The organism is Parviterribacter kavangonensis (genome assembly GCF_056863335.1).
This window is the reverse complement of sequence record NZ_JBXPJA010000003.1, coordinates 398,487-416,739: the sequence shown is the minus strand read 5'-3', so window position 1 is coordinate 416,739 and position 18,253 is coordinate 398,487. Positions and strand designations below refer to the sequence as shown.

14 protein-coding genes and 1 tRNA gene are annotated in these 18,253 nt (G+C 73.8%); 7 read left to right on the top strand and 8 right to left on the bottom strand.

The features are described 5' to 3' along the window. Window positions 1–97 precede the first annotated feature (97 nt). Window positions 98–170: transfer RNA gene (locus AC1UE4_RS21875), tRNA-Ala, on the top strand. Here AC1UE4_RS21875 and AC1UE4_RS21870 read toward each other — a convergent pair. Continuing rightward, window positions 171–1,376, bottom strand: a complete 1,206-nt coding sequence (locus AC1UE4_RS21870; RefSeq protein ID WP_482919452.1) for a vanadium-dependent haloperoxidase — start codon at window positions 1,374–1,376, stop codon at window positions 171–173. Further along, window positions 1,373–1,918, bottom strand: a complete 546-nt coding sequence (locus AC1UE4_RS21865) for an OsmC family protein (RefSeq protein WP_482919451.1) — start codon at window positions 1,916–1,918, stop codon at window positions 1,373–1,375. Before AC1UE4_RS21865 ends, AC1UE4_RS21870 begins: the two co-directional genes overlap by 4 nt. A 79-nt stretch (window positions 1,919–1,997) precedes the next feature. Here AC1UE4_RS21865 and AC1UE4_RS21860 point away from each other — a divergent pair, with 79 nt between their 5' ends. Then, window positions 1,998–5,033: a BTAD domain-containing putative transcriptional regulator gene (locus AC1UE4_RS21860; protein WP_482919450.1), complete on the top strand. Its 3,036-nt coding sequence runs from the start codon at window positions 1,998–2,000 to the stop codon at window positions 5,031–5,033. A gap of 26 nt (window positions 5,034–5,059) precedes the next feature. On the opposite strand, the gene AC1UE4_RS21855 is transcribed toward AC1UE4_RS21860, so the two are convergent. Then, entirely contained in the window at window positions 5,060–6,274 is a 1,215-nt protein-coding gene (locus AC1UE4_RS21855) for an MFS transporter (protein ID WP_482919449.1), read from the bottom strand. Between the two features lie 101 nt (window positions 6,275–6,375). Between AC1UE4_RS21855 and AC1UE4_RS21850 the strand changes: the two genes are divergently transcribed. After that, the gene (locus AC1UE4_RS21850; protein WP_482919448.1) at window positions 6,376–7,422 is read left to right on the top strand and encodes a hypothetical protein; all 1,047 of its coding nucleotides are present in this window, start codon (window positions 6,376–6,378) and stop codon (window positions 7,420–7,422) included. A gap of 132 nt (window positions 7,423–7,554) precedes the next feature. Here the strand turns inward: AC1UE4_RS21850 and AC1UE4_RS21845 are convergent, their stop codons facing one another. Continuing rightward, the gene (locus AC1UE4_RS21845) at window positions 7,555–8,340 is read right to left on the bottom strand and encodes a DNA-methyltransferase (RefSeq protein WP_482919447.1); all 786 of its coding nucleotides are present in this window, start codon (window positions 8,338–8,340) and stop codon (window positions 7,555–7,557) included. A gap of 31 nt (window positions 8,341–8,371) precedes the next feature. Between AC1UE4_RS21845 and AC1UE4_RS21840 the strand changes: the two genes are divergently transcribed. Next, window positions 8,372–9,874, top strand: coding sequence for a DUF5715 family protein (locus tag AC1UE4_RS21840; protein WP_482919446.1), 1,503 nt, complete (start codon window positions 8,372–8,374; stop codon window positions 9,872–9,874). Here the strand turns inward: AC1UE4_RS21840 and tkt are convergent. Continuing rightward, on the bottom strand, window positions 9,871–11,841 hold the full coding sequence (gene tkt, locus AC1UE4_RS21835; RefSeq protein WP_482919445.1) for a transketolase: 1,971 nt from the start codon (window positions 11,839–11,841) through the stop codon (window positions 9,871–9,873). The two genes, AC1UE4_RS21840 and tkt, sit on opposite strands and share 4 nt — an antisense overlap. 11 nt (window positions 11,842–11,852) lie before the next feature. Between tkt and AC1UE4_RS21830 the strand changes: the two genes are divergently transcribed. Next, window positions 11,853–12,740: a haloalkane dehalogenase gene (locus AC1UE4_RS21830; RefSeq protein WP_482919444.1), complete on the top strand. Its 888-nt coding sequence runs from the start codon at window positions 11,853–11,855 to the stop codon at window positions 12,738–12,740. Here the strand turns inward: AC1UE4_RS21830 and AC1UE4_RS21825 are convergent. From AC1UE4_RS21825 to AC1UE4_RS21815, 3 genes are all read right to left on the bottom strand, one after another. Beyond that, entirely contained in the window at window positions 12,730–13,611 is an 882-nt protein-coding gene (locus tag AC1UE4_RS21825) for an SDR family oxidoreductase (RefSeq protein ID WP_482919443.1), read from the bottom strand. The two genes, AC1UE4_RS21830 and AC1UE4_RS21825, sit on opposite strands and share 11 nt — an antisense overlap. Window positions 13,612–13,693: 82 nt before the next feature. Beyond that, on the bottom strand, window positions 13,694–14,731 hold the full coding sequence (locus AC1UE4_RS21820; protein ID WP_482919442.1) for a GGDEF domain-containing protein: 1,038 nt from the start codon (window positions 14,729–14,731) through the stop codon (window positions 13,694–13,696). Between the two features lie 84 nt (window positions 14,732–14,815). Then, window positions 14,816–16,591 (bottom strand): RNA polymerase sigma factor, encoded by a 1,776-nt coding sequence (locus tag AC1UE4_RS21815; protein WP_482919441.1) that lies wholly within the window; start codon window positions 16,589–16,591, stop codon window positions 14,816–14,818. Here AC1UE4_RS21815 and AC1UE4_RS21810 point away from each other — a divergent pair. Both AC1UE4_RS21810 and AC1UE4_RS21805 read left to right on the top strand, forming a co-directional pair. Next, entirely contained in the window at window positions 16,590–17,513 is a 924-nt protein-coding gene (locus AC1UE4_RS21810; protein ID WP_482919803.1) for an alpha/beta fold hydrolase, read from the top strand. The genes AC1UE4_RS21815 and AC1UE4_RS21810 overlap by 2 nt on opposite strands. A 23-nt stretch (window positions 17,514–17,536) precedes the next feature. Then, window positions 17,537–18,235 carry a DUF3105 domain-containing protein gene (locus AC1UE4_RS21805; RefSeq protein ID WP_482919440.1) on the top strand — a complete coding sequence of 233 codons (699 nt, stop codon included), beginning with the start codon at window positions 17,537–17,539 and terminating at the stop codon, window positions 18,233–18,235. Window positions 18,236–18,253: the final 18 nt, after the last annotated feature.

Sequence of the window (18,253 nt, the reverse complement as noted above, 5' to 3'; positions counted from 1 at the left end):
TCCCAGTTCCCTCGAGCCCTCAGGGTAGGGCTCAAGGGTCATTCTCCCTTGACGCCGGGCCCCCTGCACCCGGCGTCGACTATCCTTGCTCCTCCGCGGGGCTATAGCTCAGTTGGGAGAGCGCCTGGATCGCACCCAGGAGGTCGCCGGTTCGAGTCCGGCTAGCTCCATCACCTCCACGGCCCGCGGCGCCACACCTCGTTAGCGACCGCGCGGCCGATCCGCTGGCCGTCGACGTCGGAGGTCCGGAAGTGGATGCCGGACCAGACGCGGGCGTCGACGATCTCGGCGATGGCCTGCGAGAAGCTCGAGAAGCTCCGGGTCAGGCCCGCGTTCGTCGTGTCCGTCCAGCCGATGTCGTCGGTGCCGAAGAAGTGCTGGAGCGTCTTGACGATCGCACCGCTCAGGCCCGCGTGCCCGGAAGGCTCGTCCGGGTACGGCGGCGTCGGGATCAGCGGCGTCCACCCGGCCTGCGGCTGCGTGCGGGGGTTGCCGTCGGAGGCCGCCTCGCGGATCGCGGTGATCGGCCGCCACGACAGCCACACCGCCTTGTCGTCCCAGACCGCGATGAGGGCGTCGGTCCCGGCCATGTAGAGCATCGCGAAGAGGCGCGCGTTGCCGGCCAGCGACACGTGCTGCTGGGCCGACAGCGTCCGGAAGACGCGGCTCCACGTCGCCGGCGGGTTCTCGGCCCAGTACCGCGCGGCGTGGGTCTGATCCGCCGTGCGCTCCGTGCTGTCGGACGCGCCGACCGCCTTGACCTCGTTGAGCTCCTTCGCGTACTTCGGGCTGTCCAGTGGCAGCGGGCCATCGGAGCGGTACGCCGCCGGGTCCTCGATGACGAACGGCTTGACGTCCTTCAGCCACGCGTTCGGGTCGTTGACGAACGCCGGCAGGACGGGCCGCCAGACGCCGGGCTCCATGCCGGTGGAGAACCGGAAGGGACCGAAGCGGCCGTCGTTCGCCCGCTCGGCGAGCATCGCGGCCGCCGCGGCATGCCCGGCCTCGACGCCGCCGGTCTTCCCGGGGCCGTCCGGCACGCCGGCCAGCGACGTCGCCAGCTTCGCGTCGAGCCCGCCGGCCTGCGCCGGCACGAGCGCCACGAGCACGTCGTGTGCGGCGGTCGCCACCGCCGCCTCCTTCGAGTCCGACGGCGAGCCGAGCGGTGCGTTGACGGCGTCGAGGACGGCGCCGTGGACCATCGCCATGTGCGGCATCGACTGCTGCGGCGGCTGCGCCGCGGTGGCCATCAGCGCGGTCGTCGCGTGCTGGTTCCACTCGGTCACGGCGTCCGCGCGGGCGGATGCAGCGGGCACGAGCAGGGCCGAGCAGACCGCCAGCAGGCCGAGCCCGGAGCGGGTCGGGGAACGTCTCATCTCTGCACCTCCATCGGGGTGACGCCGGTGTGGACCGGCACGTCGTTGCGGAACAGGTCGAGGACGGGGGCGTGCGCCTCCACGAGGCGCAGCAGCTCCTCGTAGCGGTTCGATGGGGCCGAGCCGCGGACGTGGATCGCGACGCGCACCGCCGCGAAGCCCGGCCGGACGCCGGCGGCCAGGCCCAGCGCGGCGCCGAGGTCGATGTCGCCCCGGACGTCGACGCGCAGCTCGTCGAACGCGATCCCGGTGCGGCCGGACCAGTAGCGGAATGTGATCGCGGTGCTCGCGCCGAGCGCGGCGAGCGCGTACTGCTCGGGCGTCGGGGCGGTCCCCTGCCCCCCGAGGGCATGCGGCTCGTCGACCGGCACCGCGCGGCCGCCGAGACGCACCACGACGGTGGTGGGGCCGGTGAGCAGCGCCCGCGCCGGCACGGTGACGACCGGCTCCGGCTGCTCGGCGATGTGCGCCGCCGCCGCCGCGAACGGCGTCTCCGGGATGGTCCTCTGCATCGTCGCCTCCTCGTCGGTCGCCGAGTTCATGGCGGGAGGAGTACGGGCGGCCGGTTGCAGTCCGGTTGTGGATGGGCGAAAGTCGGGCTGCAGCGCCCGTTCGGTCGCCATGGAGTTCCGTGTTCTGGGTCCACTGGAGGTGTCCGAGGACGGCCGTCCGGTCGATCTCGGCGGCCCCACGCAGCAAGCGCTGCTCGCCGTGTTGCTGCTGCACGCCAGCGAGGTCGTCTCGGTCGACCGGCTGGTCGACGAGCTGTGGGGCGAGGAGCCGCCGGCGACCGCCGTCAAGACGCTGCAGGCCCACGTCTCGCGGCTGCGGCGGGCGCTGAACGGCGCCGCGGACGGGCGGCTGGAGACGCGCGGCCACGGCTACGCGCTGCGCGTGCGGCCCGGCGAGCTGGACGCGGACCTCTTCCGCGACCTCGTCGAGGAGGGGCGCCGCCGCCTTGCCAACGGCGACACCGACGGGGCGGCGACGACGCTGCGCAGCGCGCTCGAGCTGTGGCGCGGCCCCGCCCTCGCGGGCGTCGGCCGCACCGCGTTCGCGCGGTCGGAGATCGCGCGGCTCGAGGAGCTGCGGCTCGGCGCGATCGAGGAGCGCATCGACGCGGACCTGTCGGGCGGCCGGCACGCCGAGCTCGTGCCCGAGCTGGAGCGGCTCGTCGCGCAGCACCCGCTGCGCGAGCGCCTGCGGGGCCAGCTCATGCTCGCGCTGTACCGCAGCGACCGCCAGGCGGAGGCGCTGGCGAGCTACCAGGAGGCGCGCCGTGCGCTCGCCGAGGACCTCGGGCTCGAGCCGAGCCAGAGCCTGCGGCGCCTCGAGCGCCAGATCCTCGAGCAGGACCCGGCGCTCGCGGCCCCACGCGCGCCGAGCCGTGCCGCGAGCCGCGCCGCCCCGCCGCGCAGCCGCCGGCGCCTCCCGCTGCTGCGAACGCTCGCCGCGGCGCTGGTGGTGCTCGCGGCCGCCGCCGTCGTGGTGCTGCTCGCAAGCGGCGGCGAAGGCGACGACCCGGAGGCCCCGCGCCTGGAGCGGGCGGGCGCGTACCTCCTCGATCCGGCGACGGGCGCGCCGCGCACCGCGGTGCCGCTCGGCCGTTCCCCCGCGGAGGTGGTGGCCGGCCGGGACGCGGTCTGGACGCTCGACGCCGACGACCGCACGATCTCGCTCATCGACCGCCGCGAACCGTCGGACGTGCGCCGGTTCAGCACGGCGACCACGCCGACCGACGTCGCCGTCGGCGCCGGCGCCGTCTGGGTCGGCAACGCGTCGCCCACGTCCCGGTTCGGCAGCTTCCCGGTCAGCGTCTCCCGCCTCGATCCCGAGTCGGGGGCCGTCGACGCGACCGTCGCGCTGCCCGGAGCGACGAGCGGCTCGTACTTCCACGGCGGCGGCCAGAGCAAGCCGCGGGTCGCGGTCGCGGATGACGCCGTGTGGGTCGTCAACCCCGATCGCACGCTGTCGCGCATCGACGCGCGGACGAACCGCCGCGCGGCGCGGATCCGGGGCCTCGTCGCCGAGAGCGTGGCGGCTGGCCCCGAGGGCGTCTGGGTCGTCGACGAGGGTCCGGACGGTGCGGGCCTCGCGCAGATCGATCCGCGGACGAACGGGATCGCGCGGCGCGTCCCCATCGCCGCGGAGAGCCTGACGGCCGTCGCGGTGGGCGGCGGGTCGGTGTGGGTCGCCGATCCGGTGGGCGGGAGCGTGTGGCGCGTGAAGCCGGTGCCCGAGCCGGTGCTCCGGCAGATCCCCCTCGAGCTCGGCGTCCGCGGGATCGCCTTCGGCGCCGGGCGCCTCTGGGTCACCAACGAGGTCTCGGGCGCCGTCCATGCGATCGACCCGGCGTCCAATCGGGCACGCATGGTGGCCCGGCTGCCCGCCGCGCAGGACGTCGCGGTCGGCGCCGGGGGCGTCTGGGTGACCACCCTGGGCGCGCCCTCCCGGGACGAGACGCTGCCGTCGGCGACCTGCGGCGCCATCCGGTTCCGGAGCGCCGGCCGTCCCGGCCTGCTCGTCGTCTCCGACCTCCCGCTGCAGGGCGACGGCCGCCGGTTCGTGCAGCCGATCGCGGAGGGCATCCGGTTCGTGTTCGAGCGCCGCGGCTTCCGAGCCGGGCGGCACACGGTCGGCTATGGCTCCTGCGACGACTCGACCGCGCAGGCGGGCGGCACCGACGTGTCGCGCTGCTTCGCCAACGCCACGCTCTACGCGCGCACGCCGGACGTCGTCGGCGTCATCGGCGCGTACCACTCGTTCTGCTCCGGCATCGAGATCCCCATCGCCAACCAGGCGCCGGGCGGCCCGCTCGCGATGCTCAGCCCGTCGAACACGGTGCTCGGCCTCACGCGGGCGTACCGCAACGGCCCGCCCGGCGAGCTCGAACGGATGTACCCGACGGGCGAGCGCAACTTCGCGCGCATCGCCGCGGCGGACCACCTCGCGCCCGTCGCGATGGCGCGCACCGCCGCGGACCTCGGGCGCCGGCGCGCCGTCGTGCTGTGGGACGGCGAGGACTCCGACGTCGAGGAGTTCGCCACGACGCTCCGCGCGGCGGCGCGCACGCTGGGCATCGACGTCGTCGACGCCTTCCCGTGGGATCCCGGCGCCCGGCGCTTCACCTCGCTCGCGCGCCGCGTCGGCGGCGGCCGGCCGGACGTCGTGCTGCTGGCCGGGGCGGCTCCCCCCGAGAGCGACGCGCTGCTGCGCGACCTGCGCAGCCAGCTGGGGCGCGGACCCGCGCTCATCGCCAGCGACGGCTTCGCCGCCTTCGACACCTTGAAGGAGAGCGGCCGGGCCGGCCACGGCTTGTACGTCGCGAACTACGGCATCCCGAACAGCCACCTGCCCCCGGCAGGGCGGAAGCTCATGCGGGATGCCGGGCGACCGTCCGACGATCCGGACGCCGGGTTCGCGTACGGCGCGCAGGCGGCCGACATCATGCTCGACGCGATCGCCCGCTCGGATGGCACGCGTGCGTCGGTCACGCGGGCGCTGCGCGCGACGCGCGTCGAGGACGGCATCCTCGGCGACATCCGCTTCGACGCGAACGGGGACCTCGTCGAGGGGCCGGTGACGATCTACCGGATGACGTCCCGCGGACCGCGCGTCGATCGCGTCGTCACCGTGCGGGCGCCGGGCGGCAACTGACCGCCGCGCGTGCCGCCCCGAGCCGGCTAGGCGGCGGTACCGCGGGCTGCCACGAAGGCGCGCGTGCCCTCGGCGGCGCGGCCGTCGGCGATCCAGGCGGCGCAGGCGGCCACCGAGAAGCCGCCGCCGAGCAGGCAGACGCCGGTCCAGCCGTCCGCCTCCCACGCCCACGCGGCGAGCGCCGAGGCGACCGCTCCGCAGAGGAAGTTCACGGTCATGTAGGCGGTCGTGACGCGGCTGCGGGCCTCCGGGCGCAGGGCGTAGATCGTCGTCTGGTTGAGGATGTGCTGGCCCTGCACGCCGAGGTCGAGGACGACGATCCCGGCGAGGAGCGGCAGGACGTGCGAGCGGCCGGCGAGGAGGAGCACCCAGCCGGCGACGATCGCCGCCCAGAACGCGCCGGTCGCACGGTGCGTCCGTCCGCGGTCGGCGAGCCGGCCCGCCGCCTGCGCCGCGACGGCGCCCGCCAGGCCGGCGAGGCCGAAGAGGCCGATGATCGCCTCGGAGTAGTCGAACGGCGGCCGCGCGAGCAGCAGCGCCAGCGACGTCCACAGCACCGTGAACGTCGCCATCCCGAGCGCGCCGTACACCATGCGGCGACGCAGGAGCGGCTCCTCCCGCACGAGCGTTGCGATCGACGCGAGCAGGCGGCCGTACGACGGGCGGTCCTCGCGACGGCCACCCGGCAGCGCGCGGGCGAGCGCGACGGCGAGGACGAGCATGAGCCCGGCCGCGACCGCGTAGACGAGCCGCCATCCGCCCGCCGCGGCGATCAGGCCGCTGATCGTGCGCGCCGCGAGGATCCCGATGAGCAGGCCGCTCATCACGACCCCGACGACCCGGCCGCGCTCGTCTTCCGCGGCGAGCTCGCTCGCGAAGGGCACGAGCACCTGCGCGACGACCGAGGTCACGCCGACGACCGCGATGGCTGCGGCGAGGACGCCGAGGCCGGGAGCCGCCGCGGCCGCCGCGAGGCCGAAGGCGGTGAGGACGAGCATGCGCGAGACCATCCGCCGCCGGTCGAGCAGGTCGCCGAGCGGGACGAGCAACAGCAGCCCGGCCGCGTAGCCGATCTGCGAGGCGGTGACGAGCAGCGCCGCCGTCGACGGCGAGACCCCGAGGTCGTCCGCGATCTCGTTGAGCAGCGGCTGCGCGTAGTAGAGGTTCGCGACCGCGCCGCCGCACGCGACCGCCAGCAGCAGCACCAGGCCGCGGGAGAGCGATCGGTGAGGCGAGGTCACCGACCGAGCGTACGCACACGGACTTGAGCACATCACCTCAGTCCCCTTGCAGCGAGCAGTCGGCGGTGGGAGGGTTGGTCCATCCGAACGAGGAGGGAGCGATGCGCTGCATCAAGCCGCTCATCCTGGTCGGGGCGCTGGCCGTCACTGCGGCCGTCACAGCGGCCTCTCTGGCGACGACGCCCGGCACCAACGGCCAGATCGCGTTCCGCCGATGGCTCAACGACGAGACCACGCGCAGCGCGCTCTACACGATCAACCCGGATGGCACTGGCGTGCGCCAGATCGTGCCCCGGCAACCGCGCGGCCACGACGACCAACCCGATTGGTCGCCCGACGGGAGGCAGCTCGCGTTCACCCGCTTCCCCGACGACGGGCCGGCCTGGATCAGCGTGGTCAACAGCGACCGCACCGGGCTGCGGCGCGTGACGCCGCGCTGCACGCGCAAGCCGGCGCCCGGTCGCGTTCCGCGCGGCTGCGAAGACGCGGCCAACGTCTCGTTCACCCCGGACGGCGGGCACCTCCTGTACTCGCGGGCGACGGGGCGCATTCGCCAGTTCCCGCGCTACGAGTGGGACCAGATCGAGCACTCCGCCGTGGCGACCATCGCGCTCGACGGCACGGCCGAACGCGAGATCCTGCGGCTCGGGCGCTACGCGGGCGACATCAACTTCCCGCAGATGTCTCCGGATGGGCGCTTCATCCTCTTCGAGCGCCACAACTCGCCGCTGCGCAAGCCGCGGCTGGGCGTGGCGATCTTCGTGATGAACGCGGACGGCACGGACGTCCATCGCGTCACCCCCTGGAAGCTCCGCGGAGGCGACAACCCCGACTGGGCGCCCGACAGCTCGCGGATCCTGTTCCACTCGCAGGAGGACGCCGACGTGGAGCGAGCGCAGCTGTACACGGTGCGGCCCGACGGGACCGGCCTGACCCGGCTCACGAACTTCCCCAACGAGCGCAGACGGGTGTTCTCCGCGTCGTTCTCCCCCGACGGCACGCAGATCGTCTACGCGCGGGCCAACGACCGCAGGCAGCGTGGCGACCTCTGGGTCATGAACGCCGACGGCACGAACCATCGTCCGCTCTACGCCGTCGCGGCCGCTGACAGCGCACCGGATTGGGGCGTGTCGGCCGGGCCGCCGTAGCGAGTCAGCGCGGGCGCGGCGCGCCGAGATGGGTGAACACGACGGCCGTGCCGTCGACCCGCACCGTGAAGCGGTTCGCCTCGCCGGATGCGGCCACGAAGCGGAGCTGGTGAGAGCCGACGGACGATCGTCCTAGACGCCCTCGGCGCGCGTTGGCGCGCGTCCAGATGCGGGCTCCAGCCGGGCGCGCATGACGGCGATCGCCTCCGGGTTGCTGTCGACGAGGACGTAGCGGCGGTCGAGCTCCGCGCACACGGCCCCGAGCGTTCCGGACCCCGCGAAGAAGTCGAGGCACCATCCGCCGGGTCGCGACGACGCCTGCACCATCCGCCGCACGACGCCCTCGGGCTTCTGCGTCGGGTACCCCGTCCGCTCGCGCCCGGTCGTGTGGACGATCGTGTGCCACCAGACGTCGGTCGGCAGCTTGCCGCGCGCGGCCCGCTCGGGCGAGCGCTGCAGCCCCGGCGCCATGTACGGCTCGCGATCGACCGCCTCGGCGTCGAAGTGGTAGCGCTCGCGGTCCTTGACGTAGACGAGGATCGTGTCGTGCTTCGCCGGCCACCGGCGCTTGGTGCGGGCGCCGTAGTCGTAGGCCCACACGATCTCGTTGAGGAAGCAGTCGCGCCCGAACAGCCCGTCCAGGGCGACCTTGACGTAGTGCGCCTCCCGCGGATCGAGGTGGACGTAGAGCGTCCCGTGGCCGGCGAGGAGCCGCCGCGCGTGCTCGAGGCGCGGTATGAGGAACCCGGCGTAGTCATCGAACGTGTCCGCGTAGCGCCCGGCGTGCAGCGCCTGCACCTTGCCCGTGTTGAACGGCGGGTCCACGTAGACGAGGTCGAACGCGCCGTCGGGCAGCCGCGGCAGCCAGTCGAGGTTGTCGCCCTCGAGGATGAGGTCGTCGGTGAGCGGGAGCGGCACGGCGCGGCGACTCTGGCACGCTGGGTGGACGTTGAGGAACCGCCTGCTCGCCCTGCTCGCGGTGGTCGTCCTCGCTGCGTGGGGCGCCTCCGTGCTGCTCGGCGGCGGGGACGACGGCCGCCCATCGCCGCTCGGCGCGTCGCCCGCTCCGCGTGAGCAGGCGTCCGAGCCGGAGACCGCCGGCGACCGCCCGACGGCGCGCCCGCCCGACCGCTTCGGCCGGATCGACGACCCCTTCGCGTGGACGGCCGACCGCGAGGACGACCTCGTCCGCCACGCCGCGGCGGGCCTCGAGCATCCGCTCTACGCGCAGGTCCCCGGCGGCGCCGTCGCGACGGCAGAGCGCGTGGCGGCGTGGCGGCCGCTCGTCGAGGAGGTCGCGAACCGCGCGAACCTCGACCCGGACGTGCTCGAGGCGATGGTCTACCTCGAGAGCGCCGGCGACCCGACCGCGCGCGCCGGGACGACCGAGGGCGCCGTCGGGCTCACGCAGATCCTCGCCGAGACCGGGCAGAACCTACTCGGGATGCACGTCGACGTCAGCCGCAGCGCGCGGCTGACGCAGCGCATCCGCCGGGCGACTCGCCGCCACAAGCCGCGGGAGGTGCGTCGCCTCCAGGCCCAGCGGCGGCGAGTGGACGACCGCTACGACCCGCGCAAGGCGCTCGAGGCGACGGCTCGGTACCTGACGCTCGCCAAGGAGAAGTTCGGCCGCGACGACCTCGCCGTCGTCTCGTACCACATGGGCATCGGGAACCTCGACACCGTGCGCAGGCGCTTCGGCGCCGGCGACGGCACGTCCTACGCGCAGCTGTACTTCGACTCGACCCCGCTGCGCCACCAGCGCGCGTGGGCGCTGCTCGCGTCGTTCGGCGACGACTCGTCGACGTACTACTGGCGCGTCCTGGCCGCGAAGGACGTCATGCGCCGCTTCCGCGCCAACCCCGAGGCGCTTGCCGAGCGCGCCGAGACGATCACGAGCAAGAACTCGCGCGAGGAGCTGCTGCGCCCCGCCGCGTCGACCGAGCGCTTCGCCGACCCCGACGGCCTGCGCCGCGCGTACGACGCCGGCTCGATCGAGGAGCTGCCGGTGCGCGACCTGCTCGGCGCCGGCGTGCGGGTCGACCGCGACATGGGCGCGCTCGCCCGCCGCCTCAAGCAGCCGCGGACGCTCTACCACGGGCTGCAGCCGGAGGCGCTCGCGCTGCTCGTGTACCTCGCGCGCGCCTCGGAGGCGATCAGCCGCGACCAGCCGCTCATCCTCACGAGCACCGTGCGAGACGAGCGCTACCAGCGCCAGCTGCTGCGCACGAACAGCGAGGCCACCCCCGGCTACTCGCTCCACACCACGGGCTACGCGTTCGACGTGCTCCGCCGGTACCGGTCCCGCAAGCAGGCGCTCGCGTTCCAGTTCGTGCTCGACCGGCTGACCGCGCTCGACGTCATCGCGTGGGTGCGCGAGCCCGCGGCCATCCACGTGACCGTGGGACCGCGGGCCAAGGCCCTGCTGCCGCTGCTGGAGCGGTCGGGCTAGCCGCCGAGCGACTTCGCGACGACGTCGGCGACGTTCGACGCGGTGAAGCCGAAGCGCTCGAGCACCTCGGTGCCCGGCGCCGAGGCGCCGAAGCGGTCGATCGCGACGTGCGTGGTCGCGTAGCGCTCCCACCCCATCGACACCGCGGCCTCCACGGAGGTCGTCTTCGAGCGGTCGCGGAACACCGACCGCTTGTAGTCCTCGTCCTGGTGCTCGAAGAGCTCCCAGCTCGGCATCGACACGACGCGCACGCTGATGCCGCGCCCGGCGAGCTGCTCGCGCGCCGCCATGCACACCCACACCTCGGCGCCGGTCGAGACGATCGTGCCATCGTCGCCGTCGGCGAGCACGTACGCGCCCCGCAGCACGCCCGGTCCCGTGCCCTCGAGCACCGGCAGGTCCTGCCGCGAGAGCGCCATCGCGGCCGGGCCCTCGAGCTCCTCGATGATCACGCGCCACGCCTCGGCGGTCTCGTTGGCGTCGGCGGGACGCAGCACGGTCAGCCCGGGGATCGCGCGCAGCGCGGCGAGGTGCTCGACCGGCTGGTGCGTCGGGCCGTCCTCGCCGAGCGCGACGGAGTCGTGCGTGAACACCCACGCGACGTCGAGCGCCTGCAGCGCCGACAGGCGGATCGCGCCGCGCATGTAGTCGGCGAACTGCAGGAAGGTCGAGCCGTACGGCCGCAGGATCCCGCCGTGGGCGGCCATGCCGTTGACCGCGCCGCCCATCCCGTGCTCGCGCACGCCGAAGAAGACGTTGCGGCCCGCCTCCTCCTTCGTGTACTTCGCGCTGTCGGGGAAGATCGTCTTCGTCGACTCGGTGAGGTCCGCGGCGCCGCCGACCATCGTCGGCGTCTGCGGCTCGAACGCCGCCATGACCTTGCCGCCGGCCGAGCGCGTGGCGATCTTGTCGCCCGGCTCCCAACGCGGCAGCACCTTCGCGAGGTCGGTCATCGGCCGGTTGTTCCAGCCCGAGTCCCACTCGGCGGCCAGCTCGGCATCCTGCGTGCGCCACGCCTCGAACCGCTCGCGCCACGCGGCGTGCGCCTCGGCGCCGCGCTCCGGGTCGAACGCCGCGTACACGCCCTCGGGAACGAGGAAGTGGGCGTCGGGATCCCAGCCCAGCGCCTCCTTCGTCTTGCGGACGTTCTCCTCGCCGAGCGCCTTGCCGTGGACGTCGGAGGTGCCCATCTCGGGCGACGGCCAGCCGATGATCGAGTGGACGTCGATGAGCGTCGGCCGCTCCTCCTCCGCCTGGCCCGCGCGGATCGCCTCGCGCAGGGCGTCGAGGTCGTTCGCGTCCTCGACGTGCAGGACGTGCCAGCCGTAGGCCTCGAAGCGCTTGGCGCGGTCCTCGACGTTGAAGCTGAGCGATGCGGGGCCGTCGAGCGTGACGTCGTTGTCGTCGTAGAGGTAGATGAGGCGGCCGAGCCCGACCTGCCCCGCCAGCGACGCCGCCTCCGACGCGATGCCCTCCATGAGGTCGCCGTCGGAGACGATCGCGTAGACGTGGTGGTCCATGACGTCGGTCCCGAAGCGCTCGCGCAGGAAGCGCTCGGCGAGCGCCATGCCGACGCCGTTCGCGAAGCCCTGGCCGAGCGGGCCTGTCGTCACCTCGACGCCGGGCGTCACGTGAACGCGGTCGCGCTCGGGGTGGCCGGGGGTGAGCGAGCCCCACGCGCGGAACTTCTTGAGCTCGTCCAGCGGGAGGTCGTAGCCGGCGAGGTGCAGCGACGCGTACAGCAGCATCGAGCCGTGACCGGCCGAGAGGACGAAGCGATCGCGGTCGGGCCAGCCCGGCGCCTTCGGGTCGTGATCCATGATCTCCGCGTACAGCAGGTACGCCGCCGGCGCCATCGCCAGAGGCATCCCGGGGTGACCGCTGTTGGCCTTCTGCACCGCGTCCATCGCGAGGGTCCGGATGGTGTTGATGGCGGTCTGGGCGTCCGCCGCTGTGGAGGTGGCCATAGCATCGGAGCATGACGACTGACGACGTGGTGCGCGTTCCCGACGACGCCTTCGCCGGGCTGCCGGACTTCGACTACGAGCCCCGGTACCGGCAGAGCGGCGACCTGCGCCTCGCGTACCTCGACGAGGGCGACGGCCCGCCCGTCGTGTTCTGGCACGGCGAGCCCACCTGGTCGTTCCTCTGGCGCCACGTCTTCCCGCCGGTCCGCGACGCGGGCTTCCGCTGCATCGTCCCCGACATGCCCGGCTTCGGCCGGTCCGACAAGCCGGCGGATCGCGGCTGGTACTCGTACGACCGGCACGTCGAGCACGCCCACTCGCTGCTGACCGACCTCGACCTGCGCGACGCGACGTTCGTCGTCCACGACTGGGGCGGGCCGGTCGGCCTGCGCACCGCGATGGAGGCGGGGATCGAGCGCGTCTCGCGCATCGTCGTGATGGACACCGGCGTCTCCACCGGGCACCAGAAGATGAGCGACCAGTGGCACATGTTCCGCGACTTCGTCGAGCGGACGGAGGACCTGCCGATCGGGATGCTCGTCCAGGGCGCGACCGCGACCGACCTGCCGGACGAGGTCGTCCGCGCCTACGAGGCGCCGTTCCCGACGGCGGCGTCGAAGGCGGGGGCGCGGGCGTTCCCGCTGCTCATCCCGCTCACCCCCGACGCGCCGGGCGCGGCCGAAGGGCGGCGGACGCTCGAGGCGCTGAAGGCCTTCGAGGGCGAGATCCTGCTGCTGTGGGCCGACGGGGACCCGGTGCTGCCCCCGTCGACCGGTCAGCGCTTCGCCGAGGTGCTCGGGCTCCCCGAGCCGGAGCTCATCCCCGGCGCCTCCCACTTCCTGCAGGAGGACCAGGGCGAGCTCATCGGCCGGCGGATCGCCGAGTGGCTCACGGCGTGAGCTGCTTGCGCTCCTCGGCGGGCTCGAGGCCCGGATCGGAGTGGGCGGCGCGCAGCTCGTAGCCCTTGCGCGCGTTGTGGTCGATGTTCGTGAGGACCTGGTCGGCCTTCAGCGCGCGGGCGACCGCCTCGCGGCCACCGCGCGGGAGGATCCCCATGACCTTGTTGATCGGGCCGATCGAGCGCGGGACGTAGACGTCGAAGCGCGGCTCCTGCAGCGCGGAGACGATCTCGGCGGCGACGTCCTCGGGGTTGACGTTCTTGACGCCGCGCGCCTCCTGCAGGCCGCTCGCCAGCTCGGTGTTCACGACGCCCGGCATGACGCACGAGACCTCGATGTCGCTGTCTCGCACCTCGGCGCGGACCGCCTCGCTGACGCCGACGACGAAGTGCTTGGTGCCGCAGTACGTCGCGCCGCCGGGGAAGCCGGCCTTGCCGGCCGTCGACGCGACGTTGACCAGATGCCCGCGGCCGCGCTGGCGGAAGCGGGGCAGCACCGACTTCATGCCGAACAGGACGCCGTTGATGTTGATGTCGATCTGGCGCTGCGCGGTCTCGTCGGACTCGAGCTCGAACGGCCCGAGCGGCATGATCCCCGCGTTGTTGACGAGCACGTCGATCGGGCCGAGCTGCTGCTCGACGGCGTCGAGGAACGCGTCGACCGACGCGCGGTCGGTCACGTTGAGCTCGAGCGCGATCGTGCCGGCGCCGAGCTGATCGGCGGTCCGCTGTGCCTCTGCGAGGTCGAGGTCGCCGATCGCGACCTTCATGCCCTGCCGGACGAACGCCTCGGCGGTCGCCTTCCCGATGCCGCGGGCGGCGCCGGTGATCGCGGCAACCTGGCCCGTGAGGTTGCGGGGTGTCTTCGCCATGCCTGCCCTCCAAGAGAGCGCCGCCGCGGCATCGGCCGTCGGCGGCGCGGTGAATCCGTGACGGAGGCGTCACCTTAGTGGCTCAGGCCGGGATCGTCACCCCGCGCCCCGCCCGCTTGGCCTTGTAGAGCGCCTCGTCGGCGCGCGCGAGCAGCTGCTCGGGGCTCTCGCGCCCGTCGTAGACGACCACGCCCGCCGAGGCGGTCTGGCCGTTCGGCGTCGCGCAGCGGACGCGGTCGACGACCTCGAGCGCCTCGCCGGCGTCGCAGTCGGGCAGGAGGATGCCGAACTCCTCGCCGCCGTAGCGGGCGAGCACGTCGATCGTGCGCAGCTCGCGCCGCCAGGAGGAGGCCGTGCGGCGCAGGTGCGCGTCGCCGGCCTGATGGCCGTGCGCGTCGTTGTAGGCCTTGAAGTGGTCGAGGTCGAGCAGCGCGAGGCAGAGCGGGCGGTTCGTGCGCTCGGCGCGCGCCATCTCGGTGAGGACCGCCTCGTCCCATGCGCGCCGGTTCGGCAGGGCGGTCAGCTCGTCCGTGCGCGCCTGCCGGGCGAGCAGGGCGACGTGGGCGTCGCGCTCGATCGCGCGGGCCGCGTCCTCGGCGAGCACGGCGACGAGGTCGCGCTGGCCCTCGGGCAGCTCGCGCCGGCGCGACCGCCAGCCGAGCAGCAGCACGCCGACGATGCGCCCGTCGCGGTGGACCGGCTGGATGTAGGTGGCACGAACGCCCTCGGCCTCGATGAGCGCGCGGGTCGCCGACTCGACCTTGCGCAGGTCGGCGACGTGGATCGGCGCGCTCGTCAGGAACGCGCGGGCGGCGAGCGAGTGCTGCGGGTCGAGCGGCAGCTGCTCCCCCGCCAGGTGCGCGACGTCGGCGGTGGCGGTGATGTGCAGCGCGTCGCCGCGACGCGTGGGCTCGGCGAGGAACGCCAGGTGCGCGCCCGCGATGCGCTGCGCCGCCGACACGACGCGCCCGCGCGAGCTGCCGTCCTCGGACCAGGCCTGCGCGAGCGCCACGACCGCGTCCTCGGCCGCATGCAGGCGCCGGCCGCGGCGGACGGCGATCAGGACCGCGAGCGCCAGGGCGAGGCAAGCGGCGGCGAGCAGGACTTCAAGGAGGAGCATCGGGGCGTCAGCGCAGGGATGCCCGCGCGCGACAGGCGGTCAAACCGGGTTGCACCCGGTTCTGGACGGATGCCCGACGTGCTTCTACGGGAGGAGGGACTGGTCGACGGCGTCGGCGATCGCCGACCCGCGGGCCTTCGCGCCGTTGCCGTTCCCGCCGCCGTTGCCGGCGGCCGTGGTGGCGTTCCCGTTGCCCTTCGGCGACGGGCCGGCGCCGTGGCGGGCCTTCTTCGGCCCGCGGATCTTGAGCTTCTGCGTCGGGATCGCCGGCACGGGCCCGGCGACGACGGACGTGTGCTTCGGCGTGCGGCGCTTGCGCTGCCCGGGCGGAACGAGCTTGTCGGCCGTGCGCTTGAGCAGGCCGGGCGGGACGAGCTTCTCCGCGGCGCGCTTGAGCTGGCCCGGAGGCACGATCTTGTCGGCGGCTCGCTTGAGCTGACCGGGCGGGTCCTTCTTCGGCCCCCGGCGCTTGAGCTGCCCCGGCGGCACCGCCTTCGGTCCCCGGCGCTTGATCTGGCCGGGCGGCGTGCCCTTCTTGCCCGATCCGGTCGGGGTGGTCGTGCCGGTGGTCGTGTCGACGGTCGTGGTGGTCGTCACCGCGGGCGCGGTCGCGATCGGCGTCGCCTCCCCGTCGGCCGACTTGCGGATCCTCGCGTGCCCGTCCGCGACCGGAGCGCTGTGCTTGCGCACCTTCGCCTTCGTGGCGGTGCCGCCGCCGCGCGACGAGCGATCGGCGGTCGTGGTGGTGGTCGCGGCCGCGGACCGCGTGGCGGCGGCCGCCCGGCGGTCCGTCTGGCGCTGGGCGGCGACCGTGCCGGCGCGCTCGCGCAGCGTCTCCACCAGCTTGACCGCGCCCTGCTCGGACGGGGCGAGCGCGAGCGGATCGCGCGACTCGGCCGGCGCGTCGGAGAGCTCGTCGATCGCCATGAGCCCGCCGCCCGTGGCGGTGCCGGCGACGGCGGCGATCGTGAGGACCTTCGCGGCGAGCCCCTTGGCGCCCGAGGCGGCGAGCAGGCCGCCCGCGGCACCGCCGCCGAGCGCAGCGCCGCCGCCCAGCGCGCTCCCGCCGAACGCGGCGCCCAGCGCCGCCTCGCGCAGGCCGATCGACGGGACGACGGGCAGCATCACGGCCATCGCCGCGCGCTGGCGCTGGACCTCGGACTTGAACTCCTGGCAGGCCGGGCACTGGTCGACGTGCCGGCGGATCTCCGTGCGGCGCAGGGCGCCGCCGCGCAGGACCGACAGCTGCTCCTGGATCTCGCGGCAGTCCGTCTCGCGGGCCTTCCGGGATGCGGCAAGGGACTCCCGGGCCTGGAACACCAGGGCCTTGACCTTGTCCTTGCGCACGCCGAGGCTCACCGCTATCTCCTCGTGCGAGAGGGCTCCGAGCTCGGCGAGGACGAGGGCGGCGCGCTGGTCCTCCGGCAGCGCCTGGAGGTCGCTGAGCATGTCGCGCAGGTCCTGACGGCGCTGGACCTCGGACGAGAGCCCCTCCGTCGCGGGCTCGGCGTCCTCGATGCTGACCTGCTCGCGTCGCGCGCGCAGGATGGAGAGGCAGCGGTTGCGAGCGATCGTGTAGAGCCAGGCCTTGAGCTGGATCGGCTTGTCGGACTCGGTGAGGTCGCGGTAGGCGGCGGCGAAGGTGTGCTGGACGGCGTCCTCGCCCTCCTCGCGGGAGCCGACCATGTGGCGGCAGAAGGCGAGGATCCCGCGGTGGTGGCGGTCGTAGACGACCTCGAACGCGGCTTCGTCCCCGCAGCGCACCAGGCGCACGAGCTCCCCATCGCTTGCGAAGCGCAGCGTGCGACGAGGCCGGCGGATGAAGTCGGCGGTGCGGGCGGGAGCTGTTGTTGTGGCCATGACCTACGGACGCGCACACCGACTGAACGCTCGCGTCCGCGCGAGGTTGGTCGGTCGTGAGGTTTCCTTACCCTGCACCATCGTGCCGACATTCACGCACTTCGGCCACAGGTTGGCTTACACGACGTACGGCCAGGGCGATCGTACGACGATCCTCCTGCATGGTCTGCTCCTGAATCAACGAATGCATGAGCCTCTGGCGCGCGCAATCGCCGCCCGGGGCAACCGCGTCGTGACGCTCGACCTGCTGGGCCACGGACGGTCCGAGCGCCCGCGCGACATGTGGCGCTACTCGATGACCTACTTCGGCGAGCAGACGATCGGGCTGCTCGACCACCTCGAGATCGACCAGGCCGTGGTCCTGGGCACGTCGCTCGGGGCGAACACCGCGCTCGAGGCGGCAGTCGTCGCCCCGGACCGCGTGCGCGGGATGGTCATCGAGATGCCCGTGCTGGACGCTGCGATGGTCGCCTGCGGCATCGCGTTCCTGCCGCCGCTGCTGACCATGAAGTACGCCGCGCCGCTCATGCGCGGCGTGCAGGCGGTCGCGAAGGCGGTGCCGCGGGAGCCGCTGCCGCTGCTGGCCAACATCGTGCTCGACACGATCCGCCAGGACCCCGAGCCGAGCGCCGCCGTGCTGGAAGGCCTGTTCTTCGGCCGCATCGCGCCGCCGCGGCGCGAACGGCGGCAGCTGCGGCAGCCGACGCTCGTGATCGGGCACCCCCGGGATCCGGTCCATCCGTTCTCGGACGCGGACATGCTCGCGAGCGAGCTGCCGGGCGCGCGGCTGCTGGAGGCGAGCTCGATCCTCGAGCTGCGCATGGCGCCCGAGCGCCTCACGAACGAGATCGCCGCGTTCATCGACGAATGCTGGCGGCCGGCGAGCGGCCGTCCCAAGCGGGCAGCGGCCGCAGCGGGGTAGTCCGCCCAGTACGCTGTCGCGCCGTGTCGAGCCGAGCAGAGGAGAAGGAACGCCGGCGCCAGGAGCGCCTCGCCGCCGAGCAGGCGGCGCAGTCCACCGCGGACCGCCGCAAGCGGCTCGCGTTCGTGGGCGGCGGTGTCCTCCTGGCCGCGGTCATCGCGATCGTCGTGCTCGCGGTCGCCTCGGGCGGCGGCGGCGATGACGGCAACGGCGGCGTCAGCGCCGAGGACGCTCCCCCGATCCCGGCCGTCCAGATCGCCGACCTGACCGAGGCCGCCAAGGCCGCCGGCTGCACGGTCAAGGCGTATCCGGTCGAGGGTCGCGGCCACACGACGGAGAAGGTCACCTACAAGACCAACCCGCCGACGTCCGGCGCCCACAACCCCGAGGCCGCCGCCGACGGGATCTACGAGCCGGGCAACGAGCCCGCGGTGGAGCACACCGTGCACTCGCTCGAGCACGGCCGCATCGAGTTCCAGTACAAGCCGGGCACGCCCGAGCGGACGATCGCCCAGCTCGAGCAGCTGTTCAACGAGAAGGTGAAGGGCCAGGAGGGCTACCACTCGCTCCTGTTCCAGAACCAGACCAGCATGACCGCCGCGGTCGCCGCGACGGCGTGGTCGAAGTCGATCACCTGCCCCTCGATGAACGACAAGGTCTTCGACGCCTTCCGGGCCTTCCGGAAGGACTACGTCGACAAGGGCCCTGAGTTCATTCCGTAGGGACGCCTGACCCCGGGC

What these genes read in the sequence shown, in the direction of transcription:
- tkt (WP_482919445.1), bottom strand. Translation starts at nt 11,841, where the DNA reads ATGGCCACCTCCACAGCGGCGGACGCCCAGACCGCCATCAACACCATC.
- AC1UE4_RS21820 (WP_482919442.1), bottom strand. Translation starts at nt 14,731, where the DNA reads ATGCTCCTCCTTGAAGTCCTGCTCGCCGCCGCTTGCCTCGCCCTGGCG.
- AC1UE4_RS21830 (WP_482919444.1), top strand. Translation starts at nt 11,853, where the DNA reads ATGACGACTGACGACGTGGTGCGCGTTCCCGACGACGCCTTCGCCGGG.
- AC1UE4_RS21815 (WP_482919441.1), bottom strand. Translation starts at nt 16,591, where the DNA reads ATGGCCACAACAACAGCTCCCGCCCGCACCGCCGACTTCATCCGCCGG.
- AC1UE4_RS21825 (WP_482919443.1), bottom strand. Translation starts at nt 13,611, where the DNA reads ATGGCGAAGACACCCCGCAACCTCACGGGCCAGGTTGCCGCGATCACC.
- AC1UE4_RS21850 (WP_482919448.1), top strand. Translation starts at nt 6,376, where the DNA reads ATGCGCTGCATCAAGCCGCTCATCCTGGTCGGGGCGCTGGCCGTCACT.
- AC1UE4_RS21860 (WP_482919450.1), top strand. Translation starts at nt 1,998, where the DNA reads ATGGAGTTCCGTGTTCTGGGTCCACTGGAGGTGTCCGAGGACGGCCGT.
- AC1UE4_RS21810 (WP_482919803.1), top strand. Translation starts at nt 16,590, where the DNA reads ATGACCTACGGACGCGCACACCGACTGAACGCTCGCGTCCGCGCGAGG.
- AC1UE4_RS21870 (WP_482919452.1), bottom strand. Translation starts at nt 1,376, where the DNA reads ATGAGACGTTCCCCGACCCGCTCCGGGCTCGGCCTGCTGGCGGTCTGC.
- AC1UE4_RS21865 (WP_482919451.1), bottom strand. Translation starts at nt 1,918, where the DNA reads ATGAACTCGGCGACCGACGAGGAGGCGACGATGCAGAGGACCATCCCG.